Here is a 20,272-nt window from a genome sequence, read left to right as displayed (position 1 = left end):
GGTCAGCGGTTCGATCCCGTTAACCCCCATATGAGTCGTTAGCTCAGTTGGTAGAGCATCTGACTTTTAATCAGAGGGTCACAGGTTCGAGCCCTGTACGACTCATAGTAATAACCTATGCGGGTGTGGCGGAATTGGCAGACGCACTAGATTTAGGATCTAGCGCCTTCGGGCGTGGGGGTTCAAGTCCCTTCACCCGCACTTCATTGCCGGCTTAGCTCAGTTGGTAGAGCATCTGATTTGTAATCAGAGGGTCGAGGGTTCAAGTCCTTTAGCCGGCATCAGGAATACGCGGAAATAGCTCAGTGGTAGAGCACCACCTTGCCAAGGTGGGGGTCGCGGGTTCGAACCCCGTTTTCCGCTTTGCCTTAGCAATTTTCAGCCGGGGTGGCGGAACTGGCAGACGCACAGGACTTAAAATCCTGCGGTGAGTGATCACCGTACCGGTTCGATTCCGGTCCTCGGCATTTCATAATATGCGCCCATAGCTCAATTGGATAGAGTGTTTGACTACGGATCAAAAGGTTAGGGGTTCGACTCCTCTTGGGCGCGTAGTCTTTTTATTTGTTTCATTTTTATTATCGGGAAGTAGCTCAGCTTGGTAGAGCACTTGGTTTGGGACCAAGGGGTCGCAGGTTCGAATCCTGTCTTCCCGATTTTTTGATGCCTGAAGCATTCGCTTCAGGCTTTTTTGTGTTTTCAGCCAGTGAGAAGACCTGAAAATATGATACAATAGTAAAAAACGAGGAGGAAATTGTTTGAAGGGACAAATCATCAAAGCGCTAAGCGGATTTTATTATGTGGCATCAGAAGATGAAATCTTTCAAACCCGCGCTCGAGGAAATTTTCGAAATCGAAAAATCACTCCTTTGGTTGGGGATGAAGTGATTTTTGAAAGCAGCAATCAAACAGACGGCTATCTTTTAGAGATCTTGCCGCGAAAAAATGAGCTGGTTCGACCGCCAGTCGCAAATGTGGATCAAGGAGTGGTCGTGACAAGTCTAGTTGAGCCGAACTTTTCCTATAATCTATTGGATCGCTTTTTGGTGACCTTAGAGTATGAGGGGATCGAACCGATCATCTTTTTGACAAAAGCGGATCTTGTGAAAGATCTTGCCGCAATGAAAGCAATTGAGGAGACCTATCAAGCAATTGGCTACCACGTGATCACGTCAAAAGCAGAAGGCGAAGATCTATTGGAACTTCAACGGTACTTCCCTGAGCGGATCACTGTCTTTATGGGGCAATCCGGTGCTGGAAAGTCTACGCTATTGAATCGAATCGTCCCGGAATTGGCATTGGAAACAGGAGTGATCTCAGAATCTCTCGGACGGGGGAAACATACGACCCGTCATGTGGAGCTCTTGCCGATTTGTGATGGATTGGTTGCCGATACACCAGGATTTAGTTCGATCGATTTTCTGGAAATCGAAGCAGTAGAGTTACCAAAGCTCTTCCCTGATTTTTTAGCAGTAGCTTCCAACTGCCGCTTTAGGGAGTGTATGCACCTCAATGAACCTGATTGTGCAGTGAAACAGGGAGTTGCAGCAAATGAGATTGCTGCAACTCGTTACAAAAATTACGTGCAATTTTTAGAAGAGATTGAAAACCGACGTCCGGTTTATAAAAAGAAGAAAAAGTGAGGGAAAAGCATGATGAAACTAGCACCATCTATTTTAAGTGCCGATTTTGCAAATCTTCAAAGAGACATTGAGTTAGTGGAACGCCATGGCGCAGATTACATTCACGTAGACGTGATGGACGGTCATTTCGTCCCTAATATTACCTTAGGCCCAAACATCGTTAAAGCGATTCGCCCAGTTACCAAGCTGCCGTTGGATGTTCATCTAATGATCACCGAGCCAGAAAAGTATATCCATGCCTTCGCGGAAGCTGGCGCAGATATCATTGGTATCCACGCGGAAGCAACGCCTCATATCCATCGTGCGATCCAAATGATTGTGGCAGAAAATGTCAAAGCAGAAATCGTCATCAACCCAGGCACACCAGTTTCAGCCATTGAACATGTTTTATCCATGTGTGATCAAGTGTTAGTTATGACGGTCAATCCAGGGTTTGGTGGGCAATCATTTATTGAAGAATCACTGGAAAAAATTGCGGCGCTGGCTGCTTTAAAAGAAGAAAAAGGCTACCATTATGATATCGAAGTAGATGGCGGGATCGTTCCTGAGACAGCCAAACGCTGCCTGGAAGCAGGCGCAAATGTCTTTGTAGCAGGAAGCTATATTTACGATGCCGATGAACCTGCGGCGCAAATCAGAGCCTTGAAAGAAGCTTTACAGTAAATGAAAATTTTGTTAGCGGCAGGTGGAAGTCCTGAAAATTGGCCACAGTTGATGGCGTATGATAAATACATTGGAATTGATCGTGGGGCCCTGTTTTTGCTTCAGCACCAACGGCCAGTCGATCTGGCAATCGGTGATTTCGACTCCCTGACCGCAGCAGAACTGCAAGCGGTCAAACAACAAGTTAAAACAGTGATCCAAGCCCCTGCTGAAAAAGATGATACAGATACCCAATTGGCATTGGTTGAGACGTTGCGTCTTTATCCAGAAGCGCAAATCGACGTGATTGGTGCAACGGGGGGACGCCTTGACCATCTTTTAGCCAATCTGTGGTTAGTTTTAGAAGATCGGTTTCGTCCATTTGCCCCAAATCTGCGTTTTTTAGATCGTCAAAATGTCGTTCAGTTCTTTTTACCAGGCACCTATCAATTGGAAAAAGAACCCGGGATGCAGTATTTGGCGTATTGCTGTTTGACGCCGGTAACAGATTTGACGTTAACAGGTAGCAAGTATTTATTAGAAAACGTCCAAGTACCGTACCCAACTTCATATGCCAGCAATGAATTTCTGACACAAACAGCAGGTTTTTCCTTTAGCAGCGGGATGATAGCAGTCATTCAAAGTTGTGATTAAGAGACGGAACGTCTCTTTTTTTTTGTTGAAAATTTCAGAAACTTAATTACAAAAAAAACATTAAGACGGACAACTTAGCTTTTGTTTGCAGGGTATTAATGGTAAAATTGGAACTACAGTTTGGAATTATTTGAGGTGTCTTTGTGAAAAAGTTTAATCCTAATAAAAATATTATCATCACATTGATTATTGTGATTTTAGTTGTCACCGTATTAAGCGTGACGATCGCCCGCCGAGCAGCGGGAAACTCCACCAATGCCGTGCAATCTACGGTCAATGACTCCGTTGGCTTTATCGATAAAATGATTACCGCTCCTTTTCGTTGGATCGAAAATGGTGCCAATTCAGTCAAAAATTTGTTTGTGACCTATGAAGAAAATGAACGTTTAAAAGAGAAATTGGACAGTTTTGAGGAACTGGAACAAGCGAAGGACAATGCGCAAAGAGAAATCGATGCCTTGAAAGAAGAGCTAGAGCTGAATGCAACCTTGACGAATTATGAACGGATCTCCGCCAATGTCATCAATCGGTCACCTGATACTTGGCAAGATATGCTGATCGTGGACCGCGGCTCAAGAGATGGTGTTGAGGTCAACATGGCAGTCATGTCGCAAAAAGGCTTGATTGGTCGTGTCATTGAGGTCAATGCAGCTTCTTCTAAAATTGAACTTTTGACTTCTGAAAACCAGAATTCCAACCATTATCCGGTTCGGATCAGCGGCGAAGATGGGTCAAACTTTGGGATCCTAAGTAGTTACGATCAAAAAGAACGTTCCTTAGTCATCACCCAATTGACGGGGGACAATGAGCTGAAGGAAGGCGATGTCGTGCAGACCTCTGGATTAGGAGGAAACTCGCCCGCCGACTTAGCGATCGGAACAGTGATCCGTACCACCAAAGATGAGTTTGGTCTTGATACCCAAGTATTTGTAAAACCGTATGCCCAAATGTATGATATTCAAGCAGTAACGATTATCAAACGCTTGGCAGGTGAGGAATAGCCATGAAAAAGCATGACTACATCAAATACCTGGCAGCGGGCGTCTTCTTTTTGATGATGTTGGCAGATGGACAACTGACGCGTTTTTTGGAAAAATGGACCCAAGACAATTATATCGCCAGTGCGCATCTTTTATTGATCGCCCTTTTATGTGGCGCGAAGTATTTGCCGAAAAACTTTTTGATCACCACGGCGCTGGTGATCGGCTGTCTCTATGACGTGTATTATGTCGGTGTGATCGGCATCTACACGGTGGCGTTTCCCTTGATCGTGTGGATTATGTATATTTTGAAAAATACGCTTTATCAAAATGTATTTACCATGTTTTTCGGAATGATCATCTTTGTTACAAGCTTAGAAGTTGTGACATTGGGGGTTCAATTGCTGTTTAAGATCGCATCAGTTAGCACGTCATTCTTTGTTTCCCGCTTTTTAGCACCAACGCTTTTATTGAACATCCTTTTGTTTATCCTTTTAGTCATTCCATTCATGAAGCTATTCAAAGACGAATAGCTTCATTTTTTTTGCGTTTGACTGTATAAAAATAACAGCGATTGAAATGTTTTTGTAATATTCCTTTTATCTCTCTGACATACGGCTGTGTTACAATCACACTATCGTGAAGGACTTTAGGTATTCTTAAGCATTTATACATAAAAAAACCATATTAGGGGAAGCAACAGCCGGAGGAATGAAGAGTGAAAAAGCGAATTTTATCTTTATTGTTAGTAAGTTCAATTGTTCTTACTTCTGCAGCAGCACCGACACTTGTCTTTGCATCAGATTTTGACAATAAAATTGAAGAAAAAAATCAAGAGATCTCTGACTTGCAAAACCAGCAAGCGAGCATCCAGTCACAAGTAGCAGCACTTGAAAGCGACGTGACTGCAATCAATGAAAAAGCCCAAACTTTGTTGCAACAACAAGGGGATTTGCGTGCGGATTCTGAAAAGTTGAAGCAAGAAATTGCCGATTTGAAAGTCAGAATCGAAAAGCGTGAAGAAGCGATCCAAAAACAAGCTCGTGATGTTCAAGTCAATGGACAAAGCACGAACTTTATTGATGCAGTATTAGAAGCTGACTCTTTAACAGATGCTATTGGCCGTGTGCAAGCAATGACGACGATCGTCAATGCTAACAAAGATCTTGTAGATCAACAAAAGGCAGACCAAGAAGCAGTTGAAGCGAAAAAAGCGGAAAACGACGATAAATTGGCAGAGATCGCAGCGAACCAATTTGAATTAGAAACACAATTAGGGGATCTACAAGCCAAACAAGCTGATTTGAATGTTTTGCAAGCGGAATTGGCTGTTCAACAAGCATCTAAAGAAGATGAAAAAGCTGATTTAGAAAAACAAAAAGAAGAATACGAAGCAGAACAAGCTCGCATCGCTGCAGAAGAAGCGGCGGCAGCAGCAGCTCGTGAACAAGCAGCACAAGAAGCAGCGGCTCAAGAAGCGGCAGCAGCTGAAGCAGCTACTCAGGAAGCAGCAGCAAGCGAATCTTCAACGTCGAATTCAACGACATCAAGCGCCACAACAAATTCTAGTACGACGACTGATACTACGCAAGGCAGTTCATCACAAGGCAGCGGTTCAGCAAATACGACACCATCGACACCTGCCAATAATAACAATAGCAATAACAACCAAGGATCAAATAATAGCAGCAACGGTTCAAGCAGTACTCCTGCACCCGCACAAACGGTCAATGGTTCAGCAATCGTAGCAGAAGCAATGAAATACATTGGTACCCCTTATGTTTGGGGTGGTACGACACCAGACGGCTTTGACTGTTCTGGCTTTACACAATATGTATTTGCTAAAGTTGGGATCTCATTACCACGGGTAACTTACGCACAAGAATTTTCCGGTACGGTAATTTCGATCAACGAAGCAAAAGCCGGTGACTTGTTATTCTGGGGTAGCCGCGGAAGCACACACCACGTGGCGATCGCTATGGGTAACGGACAATACGTTCATGCACCAACACCTGGTCAAAATGTTTCTGTCAGCAGTTACTCTTATTACTCACCAGATTTCGCGGTGCGCGTAAACTAAATCAATTGAAGCTATTTCAAAAGCTGGCGTTTTACGTCAGCTTTTTTTGATTTCTGTTTTAAAAAACGTATGCTTTTTTTGTTTTCAGTCTTGCCAGAACATCTTATAATAGAGAAGAGAAAGGAAGCGGATAAAATGAACAAGACCTCGTCTTCCAGAGAAAAAATGATAACGGTTAAGTTTTATACGAATTATCTTTCTCGCATGATGATGCCGAATCTAAGTATTTTTATTGCATGGATGCTGATTTCATTCCTGCTGCCTTTGTTTTCAGTCGATCAACAAGTGATCCAGCAAATGGAACAAGGGGTCTTGACTGTGTTGCTGCCCCTCATGATTGCTTATACAGGTGGGCAAATGTTGGCGCCTGAGCGAGGTGGGGTCGTAGGAGCAGTGGCGGTCTTAGGGGCTATTCTCGCAACGGATATTCCCCAAGTCTTTGGGGCGATGCTACTGGGTCCACTGGCAGGCTGGCTGTTGTATCGCAGTGATTCGTTCGTGAGTAAGGTCAAAAGTGGCTATGAGATGCTGGTGCGCAATTTTATTGCAGGTGCGCTTGGCGGACTCCTTTTTTTAGGTAGTTATTTCCTATTGGCGCCGCTTTTTAATTGGTTCAGTCTCGGCAGCTATCAGCTCGTTGATTATTTCGTTCGGCAAAATGTCTTGCCCTTTATTCATATCATTGTAGAACCATTGAAAGTTTTGTTTTTTAATAATATTGTCAACCATGGACTATTTACGCCGCTAGGAATCGAAGCCGCGGCAGTTAACGGTCAGTCGGTTTTATTTTTGATCGAGGCCAACCCCGGTCCGGGATTAGGGGTCTTAGCGGCGTATCTTTTCTTTGGTTCAAAGCGAAACCGAACGAATGCCGCAGCATCCATTTTTGTGCAGGCCATTGGCGGGATTCATGAAGTGTATTTCCCGTTTGTTCTGCTCGATCCTTGGGTGTTGCTCGGTCCGATCGTTGGTGGTTTCAGCGGTACACTGATCTTCCAATTTTTAGGAGTAGGCTTGAGAGCACCGGCGTCCCCGGGCTCGATTTTGGCGATTTTGCTCAATACACCGGCTTCTATGATCCTTGGTGTCTTAACTGGGATTGTCGTCAGTACGGTCGTATCGTTTGCGATCGTTAGTGTGCTATTAAAACGGAAGACCAATACAGAAAATGAGGAGCGTAAGATGCCGAAAATGAAGAAAGTCACGGAGATCGTCGTGGCCTGTGACGCAGGGATGGGGTCCAGTGCGATTGGTGCCAGCATACTAAAGAAAGAGTTAGAAGAAGCCCAGCTAACGTTTCCTGTCCGCTATCAGTCGATTTATCGTGTGACGGATGATCCCAAGCTGTTAGTGATCACCCAACGGGAATTAGCAGCTATTGCCCAAAAACAGACACCACACGCACAGCATTATGTGCTAGATAATTTTTTGGCGGCAGATGAGTATGCTCCGCTGATCCAAGAATTACAAAGAAGAGAACAGGATCCGCAAAAATCGCTACAAACCGAGGCAGCAAGTTCGCTAGGGTTTTCAACGATCATCTTTTTGTATACTGGAAAAAAACGCGGTTCACAAACGATGGCAGTGGAGATACTAAGAAAAATGGCCCGCCAACAAGCGCTTCCTTTGACCATCAAAAAAATGGCATATGAAGGACAAGCTCTTGATCCTACGGCAATCTATATCCTCCCGAAAGAACTTGTAGAAAAGTGCTCGATCCCAGATGTTCCTTTACTGGTGGTGGATGATTTATTGACGACAGATGCGTATCGTCAGTTACTGACAGAAGGAGTCGACTATGTTTTTGACCAATCGTGAAACACTTTTATTAACGGAATTGATGAATAGTACCGGTCCGGTTTCTTTAGATCGCATGATGCAAGTCTTAAAAGTCAGTAAACGAACGGTGTACCGTGAACTGGCTAATCTAGAAAAATCCCTGGAAACAGTAGGTGCTACCTTAGAGAAGGTCGGTCGTGGTCATTTCCAAATTTTTGCATCAGAAACGAGCATTCGCCAATTACAAGAAGCCATTATGGCAGATACCGATCAAGAATTCGCGGCTAGTGAGCGGCAACACCGTATTTTGTTGCAACTGACTACCGCCACGAAGCCTGTATCCAGTCATTTTTTCTTGGAGCGTTACCAAATCAGCAATACGACGTTTTTTTCAGACATCAAACAGCTTGAAGAGAGTCTCGCACGGCTGCCGTTAAGGATCGTGCGCAATCAAGGGTATGAGATCGAAGGCTCCGAAAAGTATCGGCGGTTGATCACAGCCAATACACTAGTGATGGAGATCAATGAATACCAATTTTTCCATTTACTGGAAACCGATGATGAAGCCCCGTTTATTTTTCAATTTCTGTCCCGCGACCATCTATTGCTAGCCCAGCGGTTGATTCGGGAAACCATCGAACCCCAATTCAAGGAACTTAGTGACCGCAAATTAGCCTTTATCGTCTTGATGCTGGCGCTAGCCATGGATCGGGTAGCTTTGGGCTATACGGTGGAAGAAGAGACGTACCCGAGTCAGATCAACAAAGACTTGCTGAAGGTGGCGAAAAAGATTTTTGCTCAGATCGCCGAAAAGACCAAACTGCTTTATTCCATCAACGAAATCGTCTTTTTTGCCGTGTTACTAGGTGATTTTGCCAATTCCTTTGATCGTGATTTTTTTGATGACAATTTTGACACCGACTTGGCTTATCGTGTAAAACGCTTGATCGAATTGGTCAGTGAGCAAACGGAAGTGGCATTTTATGAAGACACGAACTTGTATAAAATGCTGCTGACCCATATCTCAGGAGTAATGACGCGGGCGATTTTAGAAGAAGATCATTTGAACAACCCTATCCTAGAAAAAATCATGAACCAGTATGTCGAGATCGCCAGCGGGATTCGCAATCATCTGCCGCAAGTCTTTCCGCAGCAGCAGTTCTCGGAAGAAGAAATCGCTTATATGGTCCTGCATTTTGCCAATTCGTTGGAAAAAAATCCGAAAGTGTTAGAAGTCAATATTGCAGGGATCTCTCCTAGCGGATTAGCCTCCATCAGTTTGTTAGAGATGCAGCTGCGGAAACATTTTCCCTTTATCAATCAAATCACCTTCTTTCGAGTGGGGGATGTCAAACGGGAAAATATCGAGGAGACCTATGACTTGGTGATCTCGACTTCATTGCTGCCAGGGTATCAAGGAGAATACAAACTCGTTTCACCGATCCTGCTAGAAGAAGACATTCAAGAGTTGAAGAAGGCCTTCCAAGCCATTAGTCAGAAAAAACGTTCCGCCAAAAAAGCGCCCTCTGCTTTGGTCAAAGAGGAATCCTATGAAGCGGTCTTGGCTTTTATCGAAGCCATTAACCAGCTATTGGCGCTGTTTCAAGTGCAGGTCATTGATAACCCAGCGGACTTGGAAGAAACGTTGCAGCTGGTGCTGACGTTTTTTGATGAGCATGTTGTTTTGGATCGTGAGAAAGTCGTTGATCGTCTCTTACGGCGCTACTTTCAAGCGCCAGTGGGCATTCCTGACACCCACTTTGCCTTGTTTCACGCGGCGAGTACGGCGATCCTGCAACCTGTTTTTCGTATTTTCGATTTGAAACAGCCGCTGCCACTTCTAGCGATGGATAAAAAAGAAATCGCTGTTACCCGTTTATTAGTCATGCTGGCGCCCTATCCTATCAATGAAACAAGCTCTCAGATGTTAGGGAAGATCAGTGGTTCGATCATTATGAATGATCTAAATACGGAGATTTTTAATTCCGGCAATGATTCGATTATTTATCAGTTACTCTCTTCGCTCTTGATTGAAGAAGTAAAACAATAGGAGGGATCAGCGATGTATATTCCACAGGAGCGGATTTTGTTGGATCAACACTTTACCGATGCCACAGAGGCTCTGACAAAAATTGGCGAGTACTTAGTCAACCAGGAGATCGTCTCTTTACCTTATGTCAAAAGCCTTTTGCGGCGCCATCAAAAAACAGGTGTTTATATCGGTAACTTTGTTGCATTGCCCCATGCGGAAGAAGAAGCCCAACAATGGATCAAGGAAGAAGGGCTCTTTTTGATCCAAGTGCCGGATGGCGTCGACTTCGGCACGAAGGAGCAACCCAAAATCGCTACGATCCTTTTCGTAGTCGTCCTAAAAGAGCAGCAATTAGCTGTTTTGCAAGAAATCGCCTTTTTTTGTTCCGATATGCAAAATGTTCGGGCGCTTAGTGATGCCGAATCGGTTGAAGAGATCCAACAGATTTTGCTGGCAGAAGAATAAGCGGTCAGCAGCAGACTGGCTTGTAACAAGAGAAACGAACGAAATGAGTGAATGAGCTGCCTCCGTGTACTCGCTCTTTCTACCTTGTGTAGAAGGAGCGGGTACACGTTTTTTTTTTGTGTTTTGGTAAAAACCAGATAGAAATGCTCCACGTGAAACATAACAAAAATAAGCGAGTGCAGGGGCTACTCGCCTTTTTTTGTTCTATCCGTTTGGCTACAAGTTTTGGCACAGTTTTTTGTGCCAAAGTACGACTTTCGACCGTTTTGGGAAGCGCCTACAATAAGGGTGTAAGCAGACGAGAGGAGAGAAAAAAATGGAACAGACACAAAAAGCAGCCAAATCATCAGTAAAAGCAAAAGTTCAAAAATTAGGCAGTACGTTGTCGAGTATGGTGATGCCAAATATCGGCGCATTGATTGCATGGGGTGTATTAACGGCATTATTTATTCCAGATGGGTATCTACCAAATGAAGCCTTTGCAACGATGGTCGGTCCAATGCTAACGTATTTGATCCCAATCTTGATCGGGTATACCGGCGGGAAAGTGATTGCTGGCGACCGCGGGGCCGTGGTTGGGGCGATCGCGACGATGGGGGTCATCGTCGGAACGGATATCCCAATGCTATTAGGTGCGATGATCATGGGTCCTTTAGGCGGTTGGGTCATCAAGAAATTTGACGAGATCTTCCAAGAAAAAGTTCGCGCTGGCTTTGAAATGTTGGTCAACAACTTTTCATCAGGTTTGATCGGCTTTGCCTTAGCATTACTGGGCTTTGTAGCAATCGGGCCAGTTGTTAATACCTTGACAGAAGCAATGGCAGCAGGGGTAGAAGTGATCGTCAATGCCCACTTGATTCCATTAGCCAATATTTTTATTGAACCAGCAAAAATCCTATTCTTAAACAATGCCATCAACCATGGAATTTTGACACCACTAGGTACTGAGCAAGTCAGCGAATTTGGGAAATCGATTCTTTACTTGTTAGAAGCCAATCCTGGGCCTGGTTTAGGAGTCTTGCTAGCCTTCACTTTCTTCGGAAAAGGAGCAGCGAAATCTTCGGCACCTGGAGCGATCATCATTCACTTTATCGGTGGGATCCATGAGATCTACTTCCCATACGTCATGATGAAACCATTGATGTTCTTAGCAGTGATTGCCGGCGGTGTATCAGGAAGCTTTACCTTCCAATTGCTAGGTGCAGGCTTACGGGCACCCGCTTCCCCAGGTTCGATCATTGCGATCTTAGCAATGACGCCATTCAACTCGGTGATGAGTGTCGTTTCTGTCTTAGCCGGAATTGCCGTAGGAGCAGGTGTGTCCTTTATCGTCGCTGCCGCGATCTTGAAAGCGGATGCGAAGGATACGGTGGATAATTTTGAAGAAAAAGTACAACAAACGCAAGCAGCAAAACTTAGCTCAAAAGGCTTGGCGGCTCAACCAATGACTGGCATCAATCGTATCATCTTCGCATGTGATGCAGGCATGGGCTCCAGTGCTATGGGGGCATCGATCTTACGTAAAAAAGTCAAAGAAGCGGGTCTTCCACAAAATGTCTCGAATTCCGCCATCAATAATTTAACGGACGATGCCAATACGCTGATCGTCACTCAAGAAGAATTGCAAGAACGTGCCAAACAAAAAGCGCCAAATGCGACCTTCGTCGCGGTTGAAAATTTCCTGAACTCTCCACGGTACGATGAAATCGTAGCCACATTGTCAGGGACGAAGACAGCGGGGGAGTCAGAAAAAAAGTCTGAAGCAGGCAACCAGGCAGATGTTCCTTCCGCCAATGACCTTAAGCAAGTCAGTGAAATCATTTTGGCCCACGATGACCGCAAAGGTTCGGCAACGATGGCTCAGAAAGTCTTCCAAGATCTTTTAGCCAAAGAAGCTCTGACGATGCCGATCAGAAAAAGCCATATCAATGATCTCCATGCCAACGCCTCTTCCCTGGTGATCACAAAAGAAGCCTTAACGCCGCAAGCGCAAACTTCAGCGCCAGAAGCGATCCACCTATCCGTTAATAATCTGATGGGAACGACGAACTATCAACGGATCGTGGCATCGATCAAAGCAGCGAATTAAGAAAGGATGAGCCGAATGCAAGTATTAGAAAAAGACATGATTGAATTGAACAAACAATTTGCGACCAAAGAAGAAGCCATTCGTTACTGCGGCGAAAAATTGCTGGCGGCAGGCTGTGTGGAAGAAGAATACGTCGAAGCCATGCTTGAGCGTGACGAGATGCTCTCAGTCTATATGGGGAACTTTATTGCGATTCCTCACGGCACGGATGAAGCCAAAAAATACGTCAAAAAATCAGGTATCTGTATCGTGCAAGTACCTGATGGCGTGAATTTCGGTACCGCGGACGAAGAAAAAATCGTCACCGTTCTTTTCGGCATCGCGGGCAAAGGGGAAGATCATCTGCAATTGGTCCAACAAATCGCCCTCTTTTGCAGTGATATCGATAACGTCGTCGAATTGGCGGATGCTTTGGATAAAGAAGAAATCGCCCAAAGTTTGACCGTAGCATAAGGATTTAAGGAGGAGACAAGACATGAAGGCAGTTCACTTTGGTGCAGGTAATATTGGTCGCGGCTTTATCGGCGAGATATTGGCTGCCAACAACTTTGAAATCACATTTATTGATGTCAATGAAACGATCATTGACGCCTTAAAAGCAAGACAAGGGTATACCATCGAATTAGCCGATGAGACCCAAGAACAGATCCACATCGAGCATGTGACAGGATTGAACAATGCCAAAGAACCAGAAGCGGTGATCCAAGCGATCGCCGAGGCAGACATCCTTACGACCGCCATTGGTCCCAACATTTTGCCGCATATCGCTGAGCTGATCGCCAAAGGCTTAGAAGCACGTCAGCAACACCCAGACAAGCCAGCCATTGATGTGATCGCCTGTGAGAATATGATCGGCGGATCGACCTTTTTAAAAAGCGAAGTGCAAAAATACATTGCGGATTGGTCAGCGTTGGAAGCGACGGTTGGTTTTCCAGATGCAGCGGTGGATCGCATCGTACCGCTGCAGCACCATGAAGATCCCTTATTCGTTCAAGTAGAACCCTTCTGCGAATGGGTGATCCAAGAGTCAGGGATGAAATCCTCGATCCATCTGCAAGGGGTCCATTATGTGGCGGACCTGGAACCGTATATTGAACGGAAATTATTCAGTGTCAATACGGGTCATGCCACGGTAGCGTACACAGGCGCCCTCCAAGGCTATCAGACGATCGATGAAGCGATGCAGGACCATTTAGTGGTGATCCAATTAAAATCCGTTCTCGAAGAAACTGGCCGACTTTTAATTGAGAAATGGGCCTTTGATCCTGAAGAACATGAACGGTATATCGAAAAAATCATCCAACGCTTTAAAAACAAACACATTTCCGATGCTATCACTCGGGTGGCACGGACACCTGTCCGCAAATTAGGGACCGAAGAACGCTTTATCCGACCAGTCCTTGAGTTAGAAAAACGCAACATGCAGCCAGATCATCTCTATGAAACGATCGGCATGATCTTCAACTACAAAGACCCTGAAGATGAGCAAAGCCAACAGTTACAAGCACTTTTGGATGAAAAATCACTACCGGAAGTCATTGCAGAAATCACTGGCTTACAAGATGAAGACATGATTGAAACGATCCGACAAAACATTGAAAAATATGCGTATGTTGCTGCATAAAAACGAGTAACACACAGAACAAGCGTTGAAAGAAATTGACCTATCCGCAAAAGCTCGCTTGTTGGGCTAGCTTTTACGGATGCGGCAATTTATCTGCTTGTTCTGTGTTTTTTTGCTCACCGATTGACCTTTGCTGCCAACTTGACGATAATAAGAAAAGAAATGAGGGAGAGCAATGGAACGATGGTTTGAAGAAGCCCAGCTTCAAGTAATTGAGTTGCCGATCGAATGGCAGGAAAACCGCCCCGTCTATCGGGCTTTTATCCGTGAATTGCCGACGATCCAAGGGGAAGGAACATCGCGGCAAGCTGTTTACCGGCAGTTGGCAGAAGCCTACGCGGCTTACCTTGCCCAACTTCGAGAGGTCAATGAGGCGCAGGAAGAAATGACGTCTTCCTTATTATCGACGGAAGAATTATTGCGCTACTATGATGGCGAGACCTTCGATGGTTTTGAGTTGCCCTCTGACGAGTAACAGGAAAAAAGCCATTCACTGAAAACTGAAAAGCTACGCAAGAAAAAACCGCTCAGCTGCAGCTCGATCGATACGAAGGATCGAACGCTGCAACTGGCGGCTTTTTTTCTCTAAGAAACCAAGTCTTATTCGTGGTTAGTTCAATGCCTCGGTAATGGCTTGATTGAAGGCATCTAAGTCATCTGGGTTTCGGCTGGTGATCAACCGATAGGTTTCGTCGATCACGACGGGCTCATCTTTGACAGTGGCACCTGCGTAGGCTAAATCTGGTCGCACAGAATCATAAGCCGTCAAGGTCAAATCTTTCGTCAGTCCTGTTTGGATAAACAGTTGTGGGCCGTGGCAAATGGCAAAGACGGGACGATCAGATGTCAAAAAGTCTTTCGTCAATGACACATAGCGCTCATCGGTCCGTAATTGGTCAGGGGAGAAACCGCCTGGGATCAACAAAGCATCAAAACTGGCGGGATCGATCGTATCGATGGCCGCATCAACGGGAAACGTTCCACCTTGTTTGCCTTTTACGGTCTCGGCGCCTTCATTACTAATAACGACTACTTCATGTCCGGCCGCTTCCAGTGCTTCTTTTGGTGACGTCAATTCAACATCTTCAACTAGATCAGTGACAATAACAGCAACTTTACTCATTCGATCTCCTCCTTATTACTTGATGAACAATTTGTTCACCTGCTATTATTTATGCTAACGAAGATTTTCGCTGTTGACAAATCATCTGTTTGTCTACAGCTTGAAAAAGAAAGAAGGCAACGCCATGGCAACGATCCAACTATTTATCTCTGATACCCCCCTTTGCTTTGAAAAAGCGGAATTCACTTTTATGGAAGAAACATTTGTCATCGAGAAACAGCAACTATTTGAAAAAGTCGATGCGGTGATGCATCAAGAGGTATCCTCGTCCTTGGTTTCATTGGTAGAAAAAGCCCTTTTGACGCTAGAAGCGATCGGGGAAGAAGAGGATTATTTCGACCTGCTTTATTTGACCTATGAGAATACCCGGCGTTCCCTCAGCGGACAGCAATTACTCGCACAGCCTTTTCCAGCTGTAGAGGCAGCCTTGCAGCCGGTCTTTGATGAGTTGGCAGAACCGATCGTAGAAAAGTTTTATGAAGAGCTGACCAATCAATTAGAAGAAATCACCGATGATGAGCTGTTTAGTTCCTACTATCTGGATGATGAGCAAGCGGTGATTCAAATCGATGCCCCGATCCAACATGAAGAAGTAATCGCATTGCCCGCCCTTTTACGGGATTACCATGGCACGTTGCACCTGACCTTTGAAAAGTTTTATGAATACCTTGTGTAGCGGCGGCAACTGTCGTCGTTATTTCTTGTGAAAACAGTTACATGTTTAGTTTTTTTTAAATCCTGCGACAGAAGCCTCGGGAATCTTGACCCTTTTGTCAGAAACGATTATAAAGGTAAGAAGAGGCTGAAGGAACCGAGACTGCCGATGGGCAGAATCGGGTAAGAAAAGGATGAGAATCATGCGAAAAGTCCCGCCTATTTTAAAACCAATTGCACTTTTAACGATATCAACGATCATTGCCACTGCCACCGGCGTGGTGAATTCAGGCAGTTACCGCCAACCAAGTCGTGCGACGGAAACGACAGAAACGACCGAACAAGCACCAAGTGAAAGCACACCGTCTTCGATAACGGAAGACAGTCAAAATCAAACACCTGCTAGCACGGACTCACAACCGACGAACGATGACCAGCAGAACACACCGTCATCCAGCAGTGAAGTAGTAACACCAGAAACGACCCCGTCTTCTTCGGTGCCGACAGAAACGACACCATCAAGCGATGAGAGTGTTTCACCGGCGACACCGGAAAACAATCAAGAAACGCCTTCTTCAAGTGAAGAAACCACGCCAGATCCACAAGGGATCATGGATGAGAATCAAGGAAATGAGTAGGTGAGAAAATGACGCTTATTTTAGATTTAATCAACGGCATCCACAAATTTTTGGGCTATCTTGACATCAGTCCCAAATACTTGAATCGCGCCTATACCATCCTCAGTATCATTCCAACGGCGTATATTTTGCGGATCGTCTATGGAATGTTTGCGAACCAAAACTATTTTCAAGCGATCCTTTATACGATCGGCTTTTTGGTCTTAGTCTATTTTTGGGTACTGAATATCTTCTATTATTTCTTGAATAAAAATATGAAGTTCGATGTCACTCAGACCTTTGTCAAAGTCTTGCCGGATGAAGTCTTCAATATTGAAGGGGAAACTATCAGCACCACCGACATTGATCGTTTGACGACTGAAAAAGCGGTGATCGATTTTGAAGAAGACTATCAGCTGGTATTGGCGAATCATTTGCAGACCTTGATCGCTCAAGAAGAATTGGCGATCAAACCGTCATCCAACGGCTTTACGATCCCGAAAAATACCTTGTACCCTTACTATTTTGTCAAACAGCAAGGGAAAAACGAGTACGTATTGCAGATCGGGACCAGCTACACGGAGATGACGAAAGTCGGCACGATTCAATGGACCGGCAAGCAACCTTTAGAGCCAGTGGGCTTATTTATCACTGGCGGTGATTTTGTCAAAAATGATGTCAAATACCATGAACCCTACAGTTTGAAATTGTACGTCAAAAAAGAGGTCTCCGAAGAAGAACCACAGACCTCAAGACAGGCATATCGACGACAAGCACGCAAATAAGAAAAGGCAGTTCCCCCAGAGCGTTCTCTGAAGGGACTGCCTTTTTGGTATCTCGGTTATTCGATCGGAATGTTTTTTGCAGGTGCGTCTTTGTAGCTAGCTTTCGGTAAAGTCAGGGTCAAAACGCCGTCTTCAAACACTGCTTTGATGGACTCGTCATCAATGTCTGTGATGGTGAAGGTCCGTTGATAGGCACTGCTGGAGCGTTCTTTGCGCAAATAATGTCCGAAATCATCCTCGGTTTCAGTGGTCTCCGTTTGAGCCGCTGAAATCGTCAAGGTATTGTTGACGTAACTGACGCGGATGTTTTCTTTCTTGATGCCGGGTAAATCTGCTTGAACGAGATACTTGTCTTCGTATTCTTTAATGTCCGTGTTCATTTGTCGTTCTTGCCAAAAACTGTTCATTAATTTGCCTAATAGTTCTTCGCCGCCTGCTAAATCTCTTGGAATCAAATTTGCCATGTGGTTCCCCCGCTTTCTTTTATCCATTGAGTTGGTACCTCTATTTTACGAGGAACCAAGCCAAAGGGCAACCAAAATGGCAACAATCATAAAAACAAGAGAAATCACTCAACTATCTTATAAGAATCTGCTATGATAGAACTAAATAACTATCAGATGATTGGATGAATGAAGATGGAGATTATTGAAAAAGCGCCAGCTAAGATCAACCTCGGTCTCGATGTGTTAGAGAAAAGAACAGACGGCTACCATGAGTTGGAAATGGTGATGTCTAGTGTTGATCTAGCCGACCGTCTGATAATGGAAGAGATAGCAGAAGATAAGATCATTGTAGAAACCAACAAAGCTTTTTTACCGATCGATAAACGCAATAATGTCTATCAGGCCGCCAGTATTTTAAAAAAACGCTATAGTATCAAAAAAGGCATCCGCATTCGCATCACCAAGAATATCCCGGTGGCAGCTGGGTTAGGGGGTGGCAGTACGGATTGTGCGGCAGCGTTGCGGGGGATGGTTCGCCTTTGGGACTTGGATCTTTCCATGGCAGAGCTGATCGATATTGGTATGGAAGTTGGTACTGATGTTCCCTATTGTCTGTATGGGACCACTGCTCATATTGCAGGAAAAGGGGAGCTGGTGACGCCGCTGCGGCCGATGCCGCAATGTTGGGTCATCTTAGTCAAACCTCGTCTGAGTGTTTCAACGGGGAAAATCTTTCAAGAAGTCGAGCTAGACCAACTGCACCATCCAGATATCGCAGCATTGTCTGCCGCCGTCTTAGCCGAAGACTACTCGGCTATGATCGCTGCCATGGGCAATAGCCTAGAAGCCATCACGATCCCGAAGTATCCGATCGTCCAACAGATCAAAGATCGCATGATGAAATATGGTGCCGATGTTGCCTTGATGACCGGCAGCGGACCGACTGTTTTTGCTCTTTGTCAAAAATATTCACGGGCACAGCGGGTCTACAATGCCTTAAAAGGGTTCTGCGACGAGGTTTATCTTGTACGTACATTGAAATGAATGAGTCAAGGACACAGGCTGGATTCGCCTGTGTTTTTTTGCATTCCTTCTATAAAATCCAGTTCAATAGTAAAGAATAAGGCAGCTGAGGTAGGGAGGAAGCATCTAGAAGCTGCCTTACAGAAAAGACCCCGACGAAAAAAAGGCGTCGGGGTCTGATTCTTTACCTAAAGCAAAGGCTATTCTTTTTGGTGCTGCTTCTTTGCGGATTTTTTCTTTTTGTCTTCTTCATACAATGGTTTGTCGATCGTTTTGCGGATTTCTTCGGTTTGCTGCGATGCAGGATCTTCTGGTAAATCGATTCGATTCAGCAGTTCGCTGTTGTTTACAGTTGGCGGCACAGTTACAAATTCGTTCATCTTCGTTTCCTCCAAGTGCTTTTAAATGATTATCCTACTTACTCTCTAATTTTTCAAGTTATCACAAAGGAAACGCATGGCCAACGGTGTAAAATAAGACGATGTTCCCGAGAGAAGAATCCGCTTCAAATGAACGTTTTCTCCTATGTTTTCCGATTTATCTCGAAATAAAAGTTTTAAATCGTAAAACGTACGATTTGTCTTGACGAACCGGAAATCATTTGATAGAGTAACTTTTGCTAACAAAACGGAGTTGTTCCGTTTTAAAATAAAAAGATGAGCCAGCAAATGGAAGGGGAAATCCCGATGAAAAAAATCTTACTTACTACAGCACTCCTTTTAGGGGGCGTGCTTCTTGGCGCTTGTGGGCAGCAAGAAGCGACAAGTCAATCCAGTGACGCAGAAAAGCTGTCGATCGTCACGACCTTTTACCCAATGTACGAATTTACGAAAGAAGTCGCAGGTGAGGCAGCGGATGTCTCCTTGCTGATCCCTGCAGGAACAGAACCTCATGACTATGAGCCAAGTGCCAAAGATATGACCAAAATTATGGATGCAGATGCCTTTGTCTACAATAGTCCTGAGCTAGAAACTTGGGTTGCTAGTTTGACGGATTCCGTCGATCCTGAGCAAACAGCAGTGATTGAAGCGGCCAAAAACATTCAGTTGGTGGAAGGCACAGAGGAAGAGCATGGTCACGAGGACGAAGACAGCCATGAAGGCCATGATCATACGTATGACCCTCATGTTTGGACCGACCCAGTCTTAGCGATCCAAGAAGTAGAAACGATCCGCGATGACCTGATTGCGAAGTTTCCTGAGCAAAAGGCAACCTTCACGGAAAATGCGGCTGCCTATATCGAAAAACTTTCTGCGCTAGATGAAGCCTATCAAGCGGCGTTAAAGGATGCGACTCAACGGACCTTCGTCACACAACATGCAGCTTTCGGTTATTTGGCACGGCAGTATGATTTAGTCGAAGAATCGATTTCGGGCATTTCACCCGATCAAGAACCAACGCCAAGTCGGTTGGCTGAGCTGAAAGAATATGTGGAAGAAAAACAAGTCAAAGTTATCTATTTTGAAGAAAATGCCTCATCGAAGGTGGCTGAGACCTTAGCCTCTGAAACGGGCGTGGAGTTAGCGGTCTTGAATCCATTAGAAAGCTTGACGCAAGAGCAGATGGATAACGGCGAAACATACCTGTCTGTAATGGAAGACAATTTGGCAGCATTACAAAAAAGTATTCACTAAGG

General features: G+C 44.8%; 21 protein-coding genes and 8 tRNA genes (1 of these 29 running past the window's edge). 26 read left to right on the top strand and 3 right to left on the bottom strand.

Annotated features, from left to right (window positions below; all coding sequences use genetic code 11):
• The 21 genes from IGJ74_RS17945 to IGJ74_RS17845 all read left to right on the top strand — a co-directional run.
• Positions 1-29 (top strand) — tRNA-Val (locus IGJ74_RS17945) (it extends 44 nt beyond the left edge of the window).
• Between the two features lie 3 nt (positions 30-32).
• Positions 33-105 (top strand) — tRNA-Lys (locus IGJ74_RS17940).
• A 14-nt stretch (positions 106-119) separates the two neighbouring features.
• Positions 120-201, top strand: a tRNA-Leu gene (locus IGJ74_RS17935).
• Between the two features lie 7 nt (positions 202-208).
• Positions 209-281 (top strand) — tRNA-Thr (locus tag IGJ74_RS17930).
• A 10-nt stretch (positions 282-291) separates the two neighbouring features.
• Positions 292-363 (top strand) — tRNA-Gly (locus tag IGJ74_RS17925).
• A gap of 18 nt (positions 364-381) precedes the next feature.
• A tRNA-Leu gene (locus IGJ74_RS17920) sits at positions 382-467 on the top strand.
• 11 nt (positions 468-478) lie between these two features.
• Positions 479-552: transfer RNA gene (locus tag IGJ74_RS17915), tRNA-Arg, on the top strand.
• A 30-nt stretch (positions 553-582) separates the two neighbouring features.
• A tRNA-Pro gene (locus IGJ74_RS17910) sits at positions 583-656 on the top strand.
• Between the two features lie 102 nt (positions 657-758).
• Positions 759-1,643 (top strand): ribosome small subunit-dependent GTPase A, encoded by an 885-nt coding sequence (gene rsgA / locus IGJ74_RS17905; protein WP_086332823.1) that lies wholly within the window; start codon positions 759-761, stop codon positions 1,641-1,643.
• 9 nt (positions 1,644-1,652) lie between these two features.
• Positions 1,653-2,306 carry a ribulose-phosphate 3-epimerase gene (gene rpe, locus IGJ74_RS17900; RefSeq protein ID WP_005232947.1) on the top strand — a complete coding sequence of 218 codons (654 nt, stop codon included), beginning with the start codon at positions 1,653-1,655 and terminating at the stop codon, positions 2,304-2,306.
• The gene (locus IGJ74_RS17895; protein ID WP_016612034.1) at positions 2,307-2,939 is read left to right on the top strand and encodes a thiamine diphosphokinase; all 633 of its coding nucleotides are present in this window, start codon (positions 2,307-2,309) and stop codon (positions 2,937-2,939) included.
• Between the two features lie 143 nt (positions 2,940-3,082).
• Positions 3,083-3,940: a rod shape-determining protein MreC gene (gene mreC / locus IGJ74_RS17890; RefSeq protein ID WP_005232949.1), complete on the top strand. Its 858-nt coding sequence runs from the start codon at positions 3,083-3,085 to the stop codon at positions 3,938-3,940.
• Between the two features lie 2 nt (positions 3,941-3,942).
• Complete coding sequence (gene mreD / locus IGJ74_RS17885) at positions 3,943-4,452, top strand: rod shape-determining protein MreD (RefSeq protein ID WP_005232950.1); 510 nt, start codon at positions 3,943-3,945, stop codon at positions 4,450-4,452.
• A gap of 185 nt (positions 4,453-4,637) precedes the next feature.
• Positions 4,638-5,999, top strand: a complete 1,362-nt coding sequence (locus IGJ74_RS17880; RefSeq protein WP_086316711.1) for an NlpC/P60 family protein — start codon at positions 4,638-4,640, stop codon at positions 5,997-5,999.
• 69 nt (positions 6,000-6,068) lie between these two features.
• Positions 6,069-7,817, top strand: coding sequence for a PTS sugar transporter (locus IGJ74_RS17875; protein WP_218193382.1), 1,749 nt, complete (start codon positions 6,069-6,071; stop codon positions 7,815-7,817).
• Positions 7,798-9,828: a PRD domain-containing protein gene (locus tag IGJ74_RS17870; RefSeq protein WP_218193381.1), complete on the top strand. Its 2,031-nt coding sequence runs from the start codon at positions 7,798-7,800 to the stop codon at positions 9,826-9,828. Before IGJ74_RS17875 ends, IGJ74_RS17870 begins: the two co-directional genes overlap by 20 nt.
• A 12-nt stretch (positions 9,829-9,840) precedes the next feature.
• The gene (locus tag IGJ74_RS17865) at positions 9,841-10,275 is read left to right on the top strand and encodes a PTS sugar transporter subunit IIA (protein WP_005232954.1); all 435 of its coding nucleotides are present in this window, start codon (positions 9,841-9,843) and stop codon (positions 10,273-10,275) included.
• 316 nt (positions 10,276-10,591) lie between these two features.
• Entirely contained in the window at positions 10,592-12,364 is a 1,773-nt protein-coding gene (locus IGJ74_RS17860; protein WP_087664444.1) for a PTS mannitol transporter subunit IICBA, read from the top strand.
• A gap of 15 nt (positions 12,365-12,379) precedes the next feature.
• A complete protein-coding gene (locus IGJ74_RS17855; RefSeq protein WP_008381683.1) occupies positions 12,380-12,817 on the top strand; it encodes a PTS sugar transporter subunit IIA in 438 nt (145 codons plus the stop codon).
• A gap of 22 nt (positions 12,818-12,839) precedes the next feature.
• The gene (locus IGJ74_RS17850; RefSeq protein ID WP_005232956.1) at positions 12,840-13,988 is read left to right on the top strand and encodes a mannitol-1-phosphate 5-dehydrogenase; all 1,149 of its coding nucleotides are present in this window, start codon (positions 12,840-12,842) and stop codon (positions 13,986-13,988) included.
• Positions 13,989-14,163: 175 nt separating this feature from the next.
• On the top strand, positions 14,164-14,463 hold the full coding sequence (locus IGJ74_RS17845) for a hypothetical protein (protein ID WP_005232957.1): 300 nt from the start codon (positions 14,164-14,166) through the stop codon (positions 14,461-14,463).
• A 135-nt stretch (positions 14,464-14,598) separates the two neighbouring features.
• Here IGJ74_RS17845 and IGJ74_RS17840 read toward each other — a convergent pair whose 3' ends face one another.
• Positions 14,599-15,111 carry a type 1 glutamine amidotransferase domain-containing protein gene (locus tag IGJ74_RS17840; protein WP_008381689.1) on the bottom strand — a complete coding sequence of 171 codons (513 nt, stop codon included), beginning with the start codon at positions 15,109-15,111 and terminating at the stop codon, positions 14,599-14,601.
• A gap of 124 nt (positions 15,112-15,235) precedes the next feature.
• Between IGJ74_RS17840 and IGJ74_RS17835 the strand changes: the two genes are divergently transcribed.
• From IGJ74_RS17835 to IGJ74_RS17825, 3 genes are all read left to right on the top strand, one after another.
• Positions 15,236-15,787, top strand: a complete 552-nt coding sequence (locus IGJ74_RS17835) for a hypothetical protein (protein ID WP_061053507.1) — start codon at positions 15,236-15,238, stop codon at positions 15,785-15,787.
• A 181-nt stretch (positions 15,788-15,968) separates the two neighbouring features.
• Positions 15,969-16,403, top strand: a complete 435-nt coding sequence (locus tag IGJ74_RS17830) for a hypothetical protein (RefSeq protein ID WP_061053506.1) — start codon at positions 15,969-15,971, stop codon at positions 16,401-16,403.
• Between the two features lie 8 nt (positions 16,404-16,411).
• Positions 16,412-17,167: a DUF6681 family protein gene (locus IGJ74_RS17825; protein ID WP_086298910.1), complete on the top strand. Its 756-nt coding sequence runs from the start codon at positions 16,412-16,414 to the stop codon at positions 17,165-17,167.
• A 56-nt stretch (positions 17,168-17,223) separates the two neighbouring features.
• On the opposite strand, the gene IGJ74_RS17820 is transcribed toward IGJ74_RS17825, so the two are convergent.
• A complete protein-coding gene (locus IGJ74_RS17820; protein ID WP_034871953.1) occupies positions 17,224-17,631 on the bottom strand; it encodes an Hsp20/alpha crystallin family protein in 408 nt (135 codons plus the stop codon).
• Positions 17,632-17,805: 174 nt separating this feature from the next.
• Here IGJ74_RS17820 and ispE point away from each other — a divergent pair, with 174 nt between their 5' ends.
• Positions 17,806-18,657 (top strand): 4-(cytidine 5'-diphospho)-2-C-methyl-D-erythritol kinase, encoded by an 852-nt coding sequence (ispE, locus tag IGJ74_RS17815; RefSeq protein ID WP_086298909.1) that lies wholly within the window; start codon positions 17,806-17,808, stop codon positions 18,655-18,657.
• Positions 18,658-18,836: 179 nt separating this feature from the next.
• Here ispE and IGJ74_RS17810 read toward each other — a convergent pair whose 3' ends face one another.
• Positions 18,837-19,016 carry a hypothetical protein gene (locus IGJ74_RS17810; RefSeq protein WP_005232965.1) on the bottom strand — a complete coding sequence of 60 codons (180 nt, stop codon included), beginning with the start codon at positions 19,014-19,016 and terminating at the stop codon, positions 18,837-18,839.
• A 306-nt stretch (positions 19,017-19,322) separates the two neighbouring features.
• Between IGJ74_RS17810 and IGJ74_RS17805 the strand changes: the two genes are divergently transcribed.
• Positions 19,323-20,270 carry a metal ABC transporter substrate-binding protein gene (locus tag IGJ74_RS17805; protein ID WP_034878800.1) on the top strand — a complete coding sequence of 316 codons (948 nt, stop codon included), beginning with the start codon at positions 19,323-19,325 and terminating at the stop codon, positions 20,268-20,270.
• The last annotated feature ends 2 nt before the right edge of the window (positions 20,271-20,272 follow it).

This window comes from Enterococcus sp. AZ009 (assembly GCF_050548785.1).
Taxonomy (GTDB): Bacteria; Bacillota; Bacilli; order Lactobacillales; family Enterococcaceae; genus Enterococcus_D; species Enterococcus_D entomosocium.
Note: the sequence above shows the minus strand (reverse complement) of the source record. Positions and strands in the feature narration are given on the sequence as shown.